This window comes from Ancylobacter moscoviensis, assembly GCF_007559435.1.
Taxonomy (GTDB): Bacteria; Pseudomonadota; Alphaproteobacteria; order Rhizobiales; family Xanthobacteraceae; genus Ancylobacter; species Ancylobacter moscoviensis.
In genome coordinates, this window is the sequence record NZ_VMBP01000006.1 from 12,999 (window position 1) to 26,574 (window position 13,576).

11 protein-coding genes are annotated in these 13,576 nt (G+C 68.9%); 10 read left to right on the plus strand and 1 reads right to left on the minus strand.

The window, feature by feature from the left end:
- Window position 1 precedes the first annotated feature (1 nt).
- Window positions 2-895: an MBL fold metallo-hydrolase gene (locus tag FO470_RS16565; RefSeq protein ID WP_144344098.1), complete on the minus strand. Its 894-nt coding sequence runs from the start codon at window positions 893-895 to the stop codon at window positions 2-4.
- Between the two features lie 107 nt (window positions 896-1,002).
- Between FO470_RS16565 and murD the strand changes: the two genes are divergently transcribed.
- The 10 genes from murD (at window position 1,003) to lpxC (ending at window position 13,537) form a co-directional block, all read left to right on the plus strand.
- Window positions 1,003-2,391 carry a UDP-N-acetylmuramoyl-L-alanine--D-glutamate ligase gene (murD, locus tag FO470_RS16570; protein ID WP_144344099.1) on the plus strand — a complete coding sequence of 463 codons (1,389 nt, stop codon included), beginning with the start codon at window positions 1,003-1,005 and terminating at the stop codon, window positions 2,389-2,391.
- A gap of 77 nt (window positions 2,392-2,468) precedes the next feature.
- Window positions 2,469-3,641, plus strand: coding sequence for a putative lipid II flippase FtsW (ftsW, locus tag FO470_RS16575; RefSeq protein WP_144344100.1), 1,173 nt, complete (start codon window positions 2,469-2,471; stop codon window positions 3,639-3,641).
- 7 nt (window positions 3,642-3,648) lie between these two features.
- Window positions 3,649-4,776, plus strand: a complete 1,128-nt coding sequence (gene murG / locus FO470_RS16580; RefSeq protein WP_144344101.1) for an undecaprenyldiphospho-muramoylpentapeptide beta-N-acetylglucosaminyltransferase — start codon at window positions 3,649-3,651, stop codon at window positions 4,774-4,776.
- A 105-nt stretch (window positions 4,777-4,881) separates the two neighbouring features.
- On the plus strand, window positions 4,882-6,291 hold the full coding sequence (murC, locus tag FO470_RS16585) for a UDP-N-acetylmuramate--L-alanine ligase (RefSeq protein ID WP_144344102.1): 1,410 nt from the start codon (window positions 4,882-4,884) through the stop codon (window positions 6,289-6,291).
- Complete coding sequence (murB, locus tag FO470_RS16590) at window positions 6,288-7,208, plus strand: UDP-N-acetylmuramate dehydrogenase (protein ID WP_144344103.1); 921 nt, start codon at window positions 6,288-6,290, stop codon at window positions 7,206-7,208. Before murC ends, murB begins: the two co-directional genes overlap by 4 nt.
- A 34-nt stretch (window positions 7,209-7,242) precedes the next feature.
- Window positions 7,243-8,163 carry a D-alanine--D-alanine ligase gene (locus tag FO470_RS16595; protein WP_144344104.1) on the plus strand — a complete coding sequence of 307 codons (921 nt, stop codon included), beginning with the start codon at window positions 7,243-7,245 and terminating at the stop codon, window positions 8,161-8,163.
- A gap of 74 nt (window positions 8,164-8,237) precedes the next feature.
- Entirely contained in the window at window positions 8,238-9,155 is a 918-nt protein-coding gene (locus FO470_RS16600) for a cell division protein FtsQ/DivIB (RefSeq protein ID WP_144344105.1), read from the plus strand.
- The gene (gene ftsA, locus FO470_RS16605) at window positions 9,152-10,477 is read left to right on the plus strand and encodes a cell division protein FtsA (RefSeq protein WP_244616783.1); all 1,326 of its coding nucleotides are present in this window, start codon (window positions 9,152-9,154) and stop codon (window positions 10,475-10,477) included. The genes FO470_RS16600 and ftsA overlap by 4 nt, the downstream gene beginning before the upstream one ends.
- A gap of 102 nt (window positions 10,478-10,579) precedes the next feature.
- Window positions 10,580-12,277 (plus strand): cell division protein FtsZ, encoded by a 1,698-nt coding sequence (gene ftsZ, locus FO470_RS16610; protein WP_144344106.1) that lies wholly within the window; start codon window positions 10,580-10,582, stop codon window positions 12,275-12,277.
- A 321-nt stretch (window positions 12,278-12,598) separates the two neighbouring features.
- Window positions 12,599-13,537: a UDP-3-O-acyl-N-acetylglucosamine deacetylase gene (lpxC, locus tag FO470_RS16615; RefSeq protein WP_144344107.1), complete on the plus strand. Its 939-nt coding sequence runs from the start codon at window positions 12,599-12,601 to the stop codon at window positions 13,535-13,537.
- Window positions 13,538-13,576: the final 39 nt, after the last annotated feature.

The window sequence follows — 13,576 nt, forward strand, 5'->3', positions numbered from 1 at the left end:
GCTACAGCGCCAGCACCTGCTTCACGTTGTTGGCGTGCACCGCCTCGTAGGGCGCGAAGTAACGGATCGCCCCCGCCGCGAGATCCTCGGCGACGAAGGTGGAGAGGTCCTGATCGGCCAGTGCCATGTCGATGCGCGTGTGGAGCAGCTTTTTCAGGTAGCGGATCGTCGCGTCGATGAATTCCGGCCCGTAGCCGCCGCCGGCGATGATGTCCGGCGCGCCATGATTGGGCAGGATGCGCTGGTACCCCCATTCCCGGATGCGCTTCAGCTCCTCTATGTGCACCCCGAGCCGGTCGGGCTCGCCGACATAGGTGACGGTGTCCTCGAGCGTGTCGCCAGCGAGCATGAGGCCGAGGTCCGGCAGCAGCAGGATCAGCCCGTCACTGCTGTGAATCTCCGCCGGCCGCAGCTCGACGCGCAGCCGGCCGACCTTCAGCTCCGTCGGCCCGGTGATGACGCGGTTCGGCATGACCAGCGGGTGGATCGGCGGGTCGGCGTTCTCCAGCGCCACGCGATTGGCGGCGAGCGCCTGCTCGGTGCGGTTGAGCGCGATGATCTCGCAATCGGCGAACACCTCGTTGCCGGCCACATGGTCGTCGTGCCAGTGGCTGAGCGCCACGCGGATCGAGCGCATGCCCGCTTCCTCCAGCGTCGCGCGCATCATCCGCGCATGGGTGAGCGAGATGTGGGTGTCGTAGAGGATTGCCTCCTCACCATCGACCACGGCATAGACGCAGACGCCCAGCGCATAGGCGCCGTCATCGAGCCAGTTCGGCCCCGCCGCGTGGGCCCGCGCGCCCTCGATCCGCCCGTCATAGAAGGCGTAGATGTTCGGGTAGGGGCGCAGCACCCGCATCGTCGATCCGAGGGGAAGAAGGGCAGGCGCGGCCATGGCGAATTCTCATGCGTGGGGCGACTCCCGGATCATTTCATCGGCCCCGGAAATGCGCTAGCCAGATGTGCCCGCATCGGGCCGCCCATTCGAGGTCTTTGCGCACCATGATCCCCGTCACGTCCCTGAAAGACCGCCCGGTCGCTCTGTTCGGCCTCGGCGGCTCCGGCCTCGCCACCGCCCGCGCGCTGATCGCCGGGGGAGCGCGGGTGACGGCGTGGGACGATTCCCCGGCCTCGGTCGCCAAGGCGGCGGAGGAGGGCATCCCGACGGGCGATCTGCGCGCGCTCGACTGGAGCGATATCGCCGCGCTGGTGCTGGCCCCCGGCGTGCCGCTCACCCATCCCGAGCCCCATTGGAGCGTGGGGCTGGCGCGGGGCGCGGGCGTCGAGGTGATCGGCGACATTGAGCTGTTCTGCCGCGAACGCCGGCTCGCCACCCGCCGTCCGCCGCTGGCCGCCATCACCGGCACCAATGGCAAGTCCACCACCACCGCGCTGCTCGCCCATCTTATGAAGGTCGGCGGGCGCGACGTGCAGATCGGCGGCAATTTCGGCCCCGCCATTCTCGGGCTGGAGCCGCCCAAGCCCGGCCGCGTCTATGTGATCGAGTGCTCCTCCTATCAGGTCGACCTCGCCCCGAGCCTCGATCCGTCGGTCGGCATCCTGCTCAACCTGTCGCCCGACCATATCGACCGGCATGGCACGATGGAGCACTACGCGGAGGTCAAGGAACGCCTTGTCGCCGGGGTCGAGGCCGGCGGCACGGCGGTGATCGGTGTCGACGACGACTGGTCGCGCGCCATCGCCGACCGCGCGGAAGCCGCAGGCAAGTATGTCGTGCGTCTCTCGGTGCGCGAGAAGCTCGACGATGGCATCTGGCTCGATGGCGACACGCTCGTAGTGGCCGAGAAGGGCGCGACGGTCTTCACCCTGCCGCTGGCCGGGATCGGCTCGCTGCGTGGCGCGCACAATGCCCAGAACGCGGCGGCCGCCTTCGCTGCCGCCCGCGCGCTCGGCCTCGCGCCGGAGGTGATCGCCGCCGGCATTCGCAGCTTCCCCGGCCTCGCCCACCGGATGGAGCAGGTGCGCACCATCGGCGACGTGCTGTTCGTCAACGATTCCAAGGCCACCAACGCCGACGCCGCCGAGCGGGCGCTCACCTCCTTCGACGACATCTTCTGGATCGCCGGCGGCAAGCCGAAGGAGGGCGGCATCGTGCCGCTGAAGCCGTACTTCCCGCGCGTGCGCAAGGCCTATCTCATTGGCGTCGCCGCCGAGGATTTCGCCGCCACGCTGGGGGACGCGGTGCTCCATGAGATGAGCGGTACGCTCGATGCCGCGGTGGCGAGTGCGGCGCGCGATGCGGCCGCTTCCGGCCTCGCCCATCCGGTGGTGCTGCTCTCGCCGGCCTGCGCCAGCTTCGACCAGTTCCGCAATTTCGAGGTGCGCGGCGACGCCTTCCGCGATCTCGTGAACGCCTTGCCGGCGCGCTGAGGAGGCGGGCGCGCATTAAGCGCCCGTCAACCTTAATCGTCCGATACTCCGGCCGTGTGTTTCCCGGAGTGGCGTACATGATTTCGCGTGCCGAAAGGACGGTGGTTGGCGAGTGGTGGTGGACCATCGACCGGCTGCTCCTCGGGGCTCTCGCCGCGTTGATGATCATCGGCATCGTCCTGGCGCTCGCCGCCAGCCCGCCGGTGGCGGCCCGGCTCGGCATTGCCGACCCGTTCCATTTCGTGAACCGTCAGGTGATGTTCCTGGTGCCGGCGCTGATCGTGCTCATCGGCACGTCCTTCCTGTCGCCGCGCAACATCCGGCGCATCGCGCTGGTGCTGTTCTTCGTCTTCCTCGCCCTCGTCTGCGCCACGCTCGTCGTCGGGCCGGAGGTGAAGGGCGCGCGGCGCTGGCTCACCGTCGCCGGCATCACCGTGCAGCCGTCGGAATTCCTCAAGCCCAGCTTCGTCATCATCGCCGCCTGGCTGTTCTCCGAGAGCGTGCGGCGGCCGGAGATGCCGGGCCAGATCCTCGCCATCGGCCTGCTGGGCATGGTGGTGACGCCACTGGTCATGCAGCCGGACTTCGGCCAGACCATGCTGGTCTCGCTGGTGTGGGGCAGCCTGTTCTTCCTTGCCGGCCTGCGTATCATCTGGGTGATCGGCCTTGCCGGTGTCGGCGCGACGGGCCTGTTCATCGCCTACACCATGGTGCCGCACGTCACCCAGCGCATCGACCGCTTCCTCAACCCGGATTCGGGCGACACCTACCAGATCGACCTGTCGATCAGCAGCTTCCTCAATGGTGGCTGGCTGGGGCAGGGGCCGGGCGAGGGCAGCTTTAAGAAGCTTCTGCCGGACGGCCACACCGACTTCATCTTCGCCGTGGCGGGCGAGGAGTTTGGCGCCGTGCTGTGCATGATGATCGCCGGCCTGTTCGCCTTCATCGTTCTGCGGGCGCTCTCGCGGGCGATGAATGACGAGGATCCTTTCGTGCGCTTCGCGACGGCCGGCCTCGCCATCCTGTTCGGGCTCCAGTCCTGCATCAACATGATGGTGAACCTGCACATGATGCCGGCCAAGGGCATGACGCTGCCCTTCGTGTCCTATGGTGGCTCCTCGCTGCTGTCGCTGGCCTATGGCATGGGCATGCTGCTGGCATTGACGCGCCGCCGCCCGCGCACCGCGACGCTCGCCGAGCTGGAGCGGCTCGGCACGCGCCTCGGCGCTCCGGTTCCCCATCCGGCGTGAGGGCGTCATGAGTGTGAACGGCAAGGGCCCGAACGCGAAGCCGCTCGTCGTCCTGGCCGCCGGAGGTACCGGCGGCCATCTCTTTCCGGCCGAGGCACTGGCCGGCGTGCTGGCGCGGCGCGGCATCGACGTCGATCTGGCCACCGATGCCCGTGCCGCCCGCTATGCCGGAGACTTTCCCGCCCGGCGCCTGCATGTCCTGCCGGCGGAGACGGTGCGCGGGCGCTCGCCGCTCGCGCTGGCGCGCACCGCGCTCACCCTCGGCGCCGGCTTCCTCAAGGGCTACCGGCTGATGCGGTCGCTGAAGCCCGCCGCCGTGGTCGGCTTCGGCGGCTATCCGACCCTGCCGCCGATCCTCGCCGCGCGCTTCGCCGGCTTCCCGACACTGATCCACGAAGCCAACGCGGTGATGGGGCGTGCCAATTCCCTGCTCGCACCGCGCGTCACCGCCATCGCCACCGGCTACCCCGACATCTGCGCCGCCGATTCGGCCCTCGCCGCCAAGGCGCACCACACCGGCAACCCCGTCCGTCCGGCGGTGATCGAGGCGGCCGGCATTCCCTTCGCGGCGCCGGCACCGGACGGCCCGATCGACCTTCTGGTGTTCGGCGGCAGCCAGGGAGCGCGGGTGATGAGCGAGATCGTGCCGCCGGGCGTCGAGAGGCTCGATCCGGCCCTGCGGGCCCGGCTGAACATCGTCCAGCAGGCGCGCGAGGAGGACATCGAGGCGGTACGGGCAACCTATGCCCGGCTCGGCGTCAGGGCCGAGCTGGCCCCCTTCTTCGGCGATCTGCCGGCGCGCATGGCCCACGCACATCTGGTCATCGCCCGTTCCGGCGCCATGACGGTGGCGGAGCTGGGCGTCATTGGACGCCCCTCCGTCCTCGTGCCGCTGCCCGGCGCGCTCGATCAGGATCAACTCGCCAACGCCACCGCGCTGGCCAATGGGGGTGGGGCGGTGCTGATGCCGCAGAGCCATTTCACCCCCGACAGCTTCGCCGAGCTGGTGACGCGCCTCGCCGCCGATCCGGGCCGCCTCGCGAGCATGGCGGCGGATGCGCGCCGCATGGGCCGCGCCGACGCCGCCGAGCGGCTGGCCGAACTCGTCGTCACAATTGCCAGAATCGATGCCTAGCGAACACGCCACAAGCCGGGTGACGCGCCGGGCCGCCTCGTTTATTTCTGCGCGCCCGGAAGTTGTGCCGGCGCCTCTCCCGCGCGCAGGCGGAAGGAAGAAACGATGAAACTGCCGCTCTCCCTCGGTCCCATCCATTTCGTCGGCATCGGCGGCATCGGCATGAGCGGCATCGCCGAGGTGCTGCACAATCTCGGCTACACGGTGCAGGGTTCCGACGTCTCCGAGAGCGCGAATGTGAAGCGCCTCGTCGAGAAGGGCATCAAGGTGAAGGTCGGCCACGCGGCCGAGAATATCGAGGGCGCGGAGGTTCTGGTCGTTTCCTCCGCCATCAAGCGCGACAACCCCGAGCTGGTCGCCGCCCGCGCCAAGCGCCTGCCGGTGGTGCGCCGTGCCGAGATGCTGGCCGAGCTGATGCGGCTGAAGAGCTGCGTCGCCATCGCCGGTACCCACGGCAAGACCACCACCACCTCGCTGGTGGCGACGCTGCTCGATGCCGGCGGTTTCGATCCGACCGTCATCAATGGCGGCATCATCAACGCCTACGGCACCAATGCGCGCCTCGGCGACGGCGAATGGATGGTGGTGGAGGCAGACGAGAGCGACGGCACCTTCCTCAAGCTGCCGGTCGAGGTTGCTGTCGTCACCAACATCGATCCCGAGCATCTCGACCACTTCAAGACCTTCGAGGCGGTGCAGGCGGCGTTCCGCAGCTTCATCGACAACCTGCCCTTCTACGGCTTTGCGGTGATGTGCACCGACCATCCCGTGGTGCAGGACCTCGTCGGTCATGTGGAAGACCGCCGGGTCATCACCTATGGCGAGAATCCGCAGGCGGATGCGCGCCTGATCGAGCTCGACCTGCGCGGCGGGGTCTCGCGCTTCAGCGTGCTGTTCCGCGACCGCAACGGCGACCTCGTGCACGAGTTGCGCAATCTCGTGCTGCCCATGCCGGGCCGCCACAACGCCCTGAACGCCACGGCCGCCATCGCGGTGGCGCACGAGCTCGGCGCGACCGACGAGCAGATCCGCACCGCGCTGGCCGGCTTCGGCGGCGTGAAGCGCCGGTTCACTCGTACGGGAGAGGTCAACGGCGTCACCATCTTCGACGATTACGGCCATCACCCGGTGGAGATCGCCGCCGTCCTGCGCGCCGCGCGGGCCTCGACGGAAGGGCAGGTGATCGCGATCGTGCAGCCGCATCGCTACACGCGCCTGCAATCCCTGTTCGACCAGTTCTCGACCTGCTTCAACGACGCCGATCATGTGATCGTCGCCGACGTCTATCCCGCCGGCGAAGCGCCGATCCCCGGCATCGACCGCGATCATCTGGTCGAGGCGCTGCGCGCGCGCGGCCACCGTTCGGTGATCGCGCTGCCGGGGGCGGATGCGCTTGCCAGCATCGTGAAGGGGCTCGCCCGGCCGGAGGACTACGTGATCTGCCTTGGCGCCGGCAACATCACCCAGTGGGCCTATGCCCTGCCCGAGCAGCTGGCGAAGGAGCCGGCGGCGTGAGCTTCCCCGACATCACCGGCGAGCTATCCGCCCGCATGCCGGAACTGCGCGGGCGGATGATCGCCAACCAGCCGCTGGCCGATCTCACCTGGTTCCGGGTCGGCGGTCCGGCGCAGGTTCTCTTCACCCCGGCGGACGAGGGCGACCTCGCTTATTTCCTCCGGCATCTGCCGGCGGACATCCCGGTGATGGTGGTCGGCCTCGGCTCGAACCTCATCGTCCGCGAAGGCGGCGTGCCGGGCGTGGTGATCCGGCTCGGGCGCGGCTTCAACGAGATCAAGGTCGAGGAAGGTCATCGCCTGCGCGTCGGCACGGCGGTGCCGGATGTGAAGCTGGCCCGGGCGGCGGCGGATGCCGGAATCGACGGGCTTGCCTTCTACCGCGGCATCCCCGGCGGCATTGGCGGCGCGCTGCGCATGAACGCCGGTGCGCACGGCGGCGAGACGAAGGACGCGCTCGTCGAGGCCCGTGGCGTCGACCGCGCCGGCAACATCCGAGTGTTCGCCAATGCCGATTTCGGCTTCACCTATCGCCATTCCGGCGCACCGGCGGATGTGATCTTCACCAGCGCCCTCTATCAGGGCCGGCCCGGCGAGACGGCGGCGATCCTCGAGGAGATGGACCGAATCACCCAGGCGCGGGAGGCCTCCCAGCCGATCCGCGAGAAGACCGGCGGTTCCACCTTCAAGAACCCGCCCGGCCACAAGGCCTGGCAGCTCATCGATGCCGCGGGTTGCCGCGGACTGACGCTGGGCGGCGCCCAGATGTCGCCTATGCACTGCAACTTCCTGATCAACACCGGCGGCGCCACCGCTGCCGATATCGAAGGGCTGGGAGAGGAAGTGCGCCGCCGCGTGAAGGCCCATTCCGGCGTCGAGCTGGAATGGGAGATCAAGCGGATCGGCATTCCGGCCTGAACAGAGGCGCCCGGCCGGGCGTCAGGAGAAGACCATGTCCAAGCATGTCGCCGTCCTCATGGGCGGCTGGTCGGCGGAGCGCGACGTGTCGCTGCGCTCGGGGGAGGCCTGCGTCAGGGCGGCCGAGAGCGTCGGCTACCGCGTCTCGCGTGTTGATGTCGGGCACGACATTGCCGAGGTGCTGACGCGGCTCCGGCCGGATGTGGCGCTCAACGCCCTGCACGGACGGCCCGGCGAGGACGGCACCATCCAGGGCATCCTCGAGATCCTGCGCATCCCCTACACCCATTCCGGCGTGCTGGCTTCGGCGTTGGCGATGGACAAGGCGCAGGCCAAGATCATCCTCGCCGCGCATGGCGTGCCCGTGCCGGAGGGGCGCGTGGTGACGCGCGCGGAAGCGGCGCGCGCGCATGTGCTGCCGCGTCCCTATGTGCTCAAGCCGGTCTCGGAAGGATCGTCGGTCGGCGTGTTCATCGTCCGCGAGGACCAGGAGCACCCGCCGCAGGAGCTGCATCGCCCCGATTGGACGCATGGCGACCTGCTTCTGGCCGAACGTTACATCCCCGGACTGGAGCTTACCTGCGCCGTCATGGGCGGAGAGGCGCTCGACGTCATCGAAATCCAGTCCGCCGTAAGGTTCTATGATTACGAGGCAAAATACGCCCCGGGCGGTTCTGTTCACATTCTTCCGGCCCGAATTTTACCGAATGTTTACCAAAAGGTGCGGATGTTAGCGGTTAAGGCGCATGGCGCGCTCGGCTGTCGGGGCATCAGCAGGTCGGACTTCCGATACGACGATCGGACCGGGGACGAATCCGGTCTGGTCTGTCTGGAAGTGAACACCCAGCCCGGAATGACCGAGACGTCGCTTGTGCCCGAACTGGCTGCCCATGCGGGCCATTCGTTCGGTGAGCTTGTACGATGGATGGTGGAGGACGCTTCGCTCGATCGCTGACCCCCAGGCAGGCGCCTGCGGGCAAGCGACCCGGCGCGGCCACAGGTGATTCGCAGCGTGACGTGCGAGGCCGGATGCCGAGCCGCCATCAGGCGGGGGCGGCGCCGGCCGAAGGGCGCACCCGCATACTCGATCGCGCCATCATCGGCGGTCGGCGATTCCTCGTCGGCCTTTCCGCCTCGCGGGCGATGAGCTGCGGCGCCGGAACCTGGTTGACGGCGCTGCTCTTCGCCGCCACCGGCATCTACGGCCTCGAGCGTGGCGGCCATATGCCGACCGCGATCGAAACCGTCCGCGACATGGGCGATGCCGCCGCGAATCTCGCCGGTTTCCGGATCGCCAACGTCAACCTTTCCGGCCAGAATCACGTCACCCCCGGCGACATCCTCGCGACGGCGGGCGTGAAGCCGACCTCCTCGCTGGTGTTCCTCGACGCCGAGGGCGCGCGCACCCGGCTTGAAGAACTCGCCTGGATCAAGCGTGCCACGGTGCAGAAACTCTATCCCGACCGTCTGGACATCCAGATCGTCGAGCGCGAGGGATTCGCGCTCTGGCAGAAGGACGGCAAGATCAACGTCATCGCCCGCGACGGCACGGTGATCGCGCCCTATTCCGACGATGCCCGCTACATTCGCCTGCCGATCGTCGTCGGCGACGGCGCCGAGAAGAGCGTGGTCGAGATCGTCGAGGCCCTGAGCCTCGTGCCCGGCGTGCGCGACCAGGTGCGCGCCGCGATTCGTGTCGCCGATCGCCGCTGGACGCTGAAGATGCGCAACGGCATCGACGTGCGCCTGCCCGAGCGCGGCCTCGTGGATGCGCTCCAGCAGCTTGCCGTGCTGGACAAGGACAAGTCTCTGTTGAGCCGCGACATCACCATCGTCGACCTTCGCCTGCCCGACCGCGTGTCGGTCCGTCTCTCCGATGCCGCCTACGAGGCGCGCCAGGCCGAGCTGAAGGCCCGGGCCAAGGCGAAGAAGGGGAGCAATACATGAGACCGCGCGCTCCGTTCGAGATCGCCCCGAAGATGCGTCCGCTCTCGCCCCGCCGCACCGGCGTGGTCGGGGTGCTCGAGGTCGGCACCTCCAAGATCGTGTGCATGATCGCCCGGCTGAAGCCGCGCGATTCTTCCTCCAGCCTGCGCCGCCGCAGCCACTCGGTCGACGTGCTCGGCATCGGCCACACCAGCGCGCATGGCATGAAGGGCGGCACCGTCATCGACATGGAGCGTGCCGAGCACGCCATCCGCCGGGCGGTCGACGCCGCCGAGCGCATGGCCGGCGCGCAGATCGCCTCCGTCGTCGTCTCGCTCGCGGGCGGCCGTCTGTCCTCCGAGCACTTCGCCGCCGAGGTCGACCTGCCGGAGCCGGCGGTTGCCGAGGGCGACATCCGCCGCGTGCTCGACGCCGCCTCGACCTTCGCCGTCGGCGAGGGGCGCACCATCCTTCACGCCCTGCCGGTCGGCTACGCGCTCGACGGCGTGGGCGGCATCGGCGAGCCGCGCGGCATGCTCGGGCGCCGGCTCGGTGTCGACCTTCACGTCATCACCGCGGAAGCGGCGGCGGTGCGCAACCTGCTGCTGTGCATCGAGCGCTGCCATCTCGGTGTCGAGGCCATGGTCGCCGCGCCCTACGCCGCCGCGCTCTCGACCTTGGCCGACGACGAGGCCGAGCTCGGCGTGACGCTGATCGATTTCGGCGCCGGCACCACCACGGTGGCGGTGGTCGAGAACGGCCATTGCGTGCATGTCGACGGCATCGCGCTTGGCGGCCAGCATGTCACCAACGACGTCGCGCGCGGCCTCTCCACCCGCCTGATGGACGCCGAGCGGCTGAAGAGCCTGCATGGGGGCGTCATGGCGATGAGCGCCGATGAACGCGAGATGCTCACCGTGCCGAGCATTTCCGACGACCATCACGACCTGCCGCGGGCGCTGCCGAAATCGCGCCTCGTGCGCATCATCCGCCCACGGGTGGAAGAGATCGTCGAGCTGTTGCGCGACCGGCTGAACGCTTCCGGCCATGCGGCCGGCGCGGGCCAGCGCGTCGTGCTCACCGGCGGTGCCGCGCAGCTCACCGGTCTTGCCGAGCTGGTGGGCAAGATCCTCGGCCCGCAGGTGCGCATCGGCCGCCCGCTGGGCATCTCCAAGCTGCCGGAGGCGGCGCGCGGGGCGCCCTTCGCCGTCGCCACCGGCCTTCTCGTCTATCCGCAGGTCGCCGGACTCGAGCACTTCGAGGCCCGCCGCCACCGCACCTCCCATGCGGAGGGTGACGGCTATTTCTCGCGCGTCGGACACTGGCTCAGGGAGGCCTTCTGACGTGCTTCGCGCAACCCGTTTCCACATAACCCGCGCCGGCGGAACCGGCACCAAAGTGATCGAGACGGGCTCCGTGCCCTCCGGCGTTAGGGGACAACAGAAATGACGATCAACCTCCAGGCACCTGACATCCGCGAACTGCGTCCCCGGATCACCGTGTTCGGCGTCGGCGGCGCAGGCGGCAACGCAGTCAACAACATGATCACCGCCGGCCTTTGCGGCGTGGATTTCGTGGTCGCCAACACCGACGCGCAGGCGCTCACCCTCTCCAAGGCCGAGCGCATCGTGCAGATGGGCGTCGCGGTGACGGAAGGCCTCGGCGCCGGCTCGCAGCCGGAAGTCGGCCGCGCCGCCGCCGAGGAAGCGCTCGACGAGATCCGCGATCACCTCGCCGGCGCGCACATGGTGTTCATCACCGCCGGCATGGGCGGCGGCACCGGCACCGGCGCCGCCCCGGTCATCGCCCGCGCGGCCCGCGAACTCGGCATCCTCACCGTCGGCGTCGTGACCAAGCCCTTCCACTTCGAGGGCCAGCGCCGCATGCGCATCGGCGAGATGGGCATCTCCGAGCTGCAGAAGGGTGTCGACACCCTCATCGTCATCCCGAACCAGAACCTGTTCCGGGTGGCCAATGAGCGCACCACCTTCGCCGACGCCTTCGCGATGGCGGACCAGGTGCTCTATTCGGGCGTGGCCTGCATCACCGACCTGATGGTGAAGGAAGGCCTCATCAACCTCGACTTCGCCGACGTCCGCGCCGTGATGCGCGAGATGGGCAAGGCGATGATGGGCACCGGCGAGGCTTCCGGTGAGAAGCGCGCGCTGCACGCGGCCGAGGCGGCGATCGCCAATCCGCTGCTCGACGAAGTCTCGATGCGCGGCGCCCGCGGCCTGCTGATCTCCATCACCGGCGGCAAGGACCTTACCCTGTTCGAGGTCGACGAGGCGGCCACCCGCATCCGCGAGGAAGTCGATCCGGATGCCAACATCATCCTCGGCGCCACCTTCGACGAGACGCTGGAAGGCCTGATCCGCGTGTCCGTGGTCGCCACCGGGATCGATCCGGCGGTGATCCCGGAGCAGATCCCGCATAGCCTCGGCAACGTCGCCGACATCGGCGGGCGCCGGGTCTCCAATGCCGGCCGTGCGGCCGTCGAGGCCCGCCGCGACGCGGCGCTGCGTTCGGTCGCGTCCGCGCTGGTCGACGACTACGCGTCGGTCGCCGAGCCGACCTTCGCCGGCCCGGCCGCCGACGACCACATCTACGGCGGCGAGGAGACCTATGCTCCCGCTCCGGCGGCGATCGACGACGTGACCATCCGCCCGCTGGCGCCCAAGCCCGCGCTCTACGCGGACCCGGAGCCGGCGCCGATGGTCAACGAGGCGGCCTATGAGGATCACGCCATCGAGCCGTTCATTCCGCCGCAGGCCGAGCGTCCCTCGCCGCGCATGCCGCGTGTCGACGAACTGCCGATGCCCGCGCAGAACCAGATCCGCGCCGCGCGCGGCGAGGTGCCCGAGCATCATCAGGCCGAGAAGAAGCGCATGACGCTGCTCCAGCGTCTCGCCAATGTCGGCCTCGGCCGTCACCAGGACGAGGAAGAGGTCGATCCGCCGGCCGAGATGCGTCCGATGGTGCGCCGCGCCGCGCAGCCGGAGAGCCGTCCGCTGGCCGACATGCGTCCGGAAGTGTCCGAGTTCGCCAAGCGTCCCGCCCAGCGCCCGGCCGAGCCCCGCGCCGCGCGTCCGGCCGAGGACGACCATCTCGACATCCCCGCCTTCCTGCGCCGGCAGGGCTGAGGGGCCGATACGGCGGTCTTCCGCGAGGGCGGAAGCCGCCTGTTACAGAGCCTGTAACGCAACGCAGCACCCGGGTCGCGAGGCCCGGGTGTACTCTTTTGAGATTAAACGATTTTTTAGGATTTTGCGGCAGCGTAGGAACGGTAACAGAAGGTAAGCAAGCGTGATTTGGCGCCGGGTGGGGGCGTCGTTATCTTGCCAGCCAACGATAAGCCGCCGGTTCGGATTCGCTTCCGTACCTCACAACATGGCGGTCGAATTTGTTGGTTCTTGGGGAATGGGGAAAGCGGCTCCGCTTCGTGTGGACGCTTTGTGGACTGAATGAACGCTGTACGGCAGACCACTCTTGGCGACTGCGTGACGCTTTCCGGCGTCGGCGTTCATTCCGGCAAGCAGGCCCGGTTGAGCATCGCTCCCGCTGAAGCCGATACCGGCATCGTTTTCCACCGTACCGATTCGTCCCAGTCCGTCCGCGCCTGCCGTGGCGCCGTGCGCGGCAGCGACCTCGCCACCGTACTGCGTGATTCGAGCGGTCCGGCCGTTTCCACTGTCGAGCACCTGCTGGCCTGCTTCGCCGGTCTCGGGGTCGACAATGCGCATGTCGAGCTGGACGGGCCGGAAGTGCCGATCCTCGACGGCAGCGCCGGGGAGTTCGTGGCGGCGGTCGATGATGCGGGCATCGTCGAGACCAACCGGCCGCGCCGGTATCTGCGCGTGCTGAAGCCGGTCCGCATCGAGACCGAAACCGGCTATGGCGAACTGACCCCTTACGATTTCGGTTTCCGGCTCGAGGTTGAGATCGACTTCGCCCACGCCGCCATCGGCCGCCAGCGCTTCGCGGCCACCATGTCGCCGGACGTGTTCCGCAAGGAGCTGGCGTCGGCCCGCACCTTCGGCTTCGTGAGCGATGTGGAGCGTCTCTGGCAGGCGGGCTATGCGCTCGGCGCCTCGCTCGACAACACGATCTGCCTCGGCGAGGACGGCATCGTGAACACGACCGGTCTGCGCTACGCGGACGAGTTCGTCCGCCACAAGGCGCTGGACGCGGTGGGCGACCTCGCCATTGGCGGCCTGCCGATGATGGCGCGCTACCGTTCCTATCGCGGTGGCCACAAGCTCAACTTCGCCGTGGTCGACGCTCTGCTTTCCGACCGCACGGCCTATGAGGTTGTCGAGGCCCGCATTCCGGCGCGCCGCAGCGTCAGCGCCAATGCCGGCGTGGTCGCGGTGGCCGTCCCGGCCTATGCGCCGGAGCTTTGAGGCTGTTTTCCCGTCCCCTGCGCGTCCTTTGCGCAACAG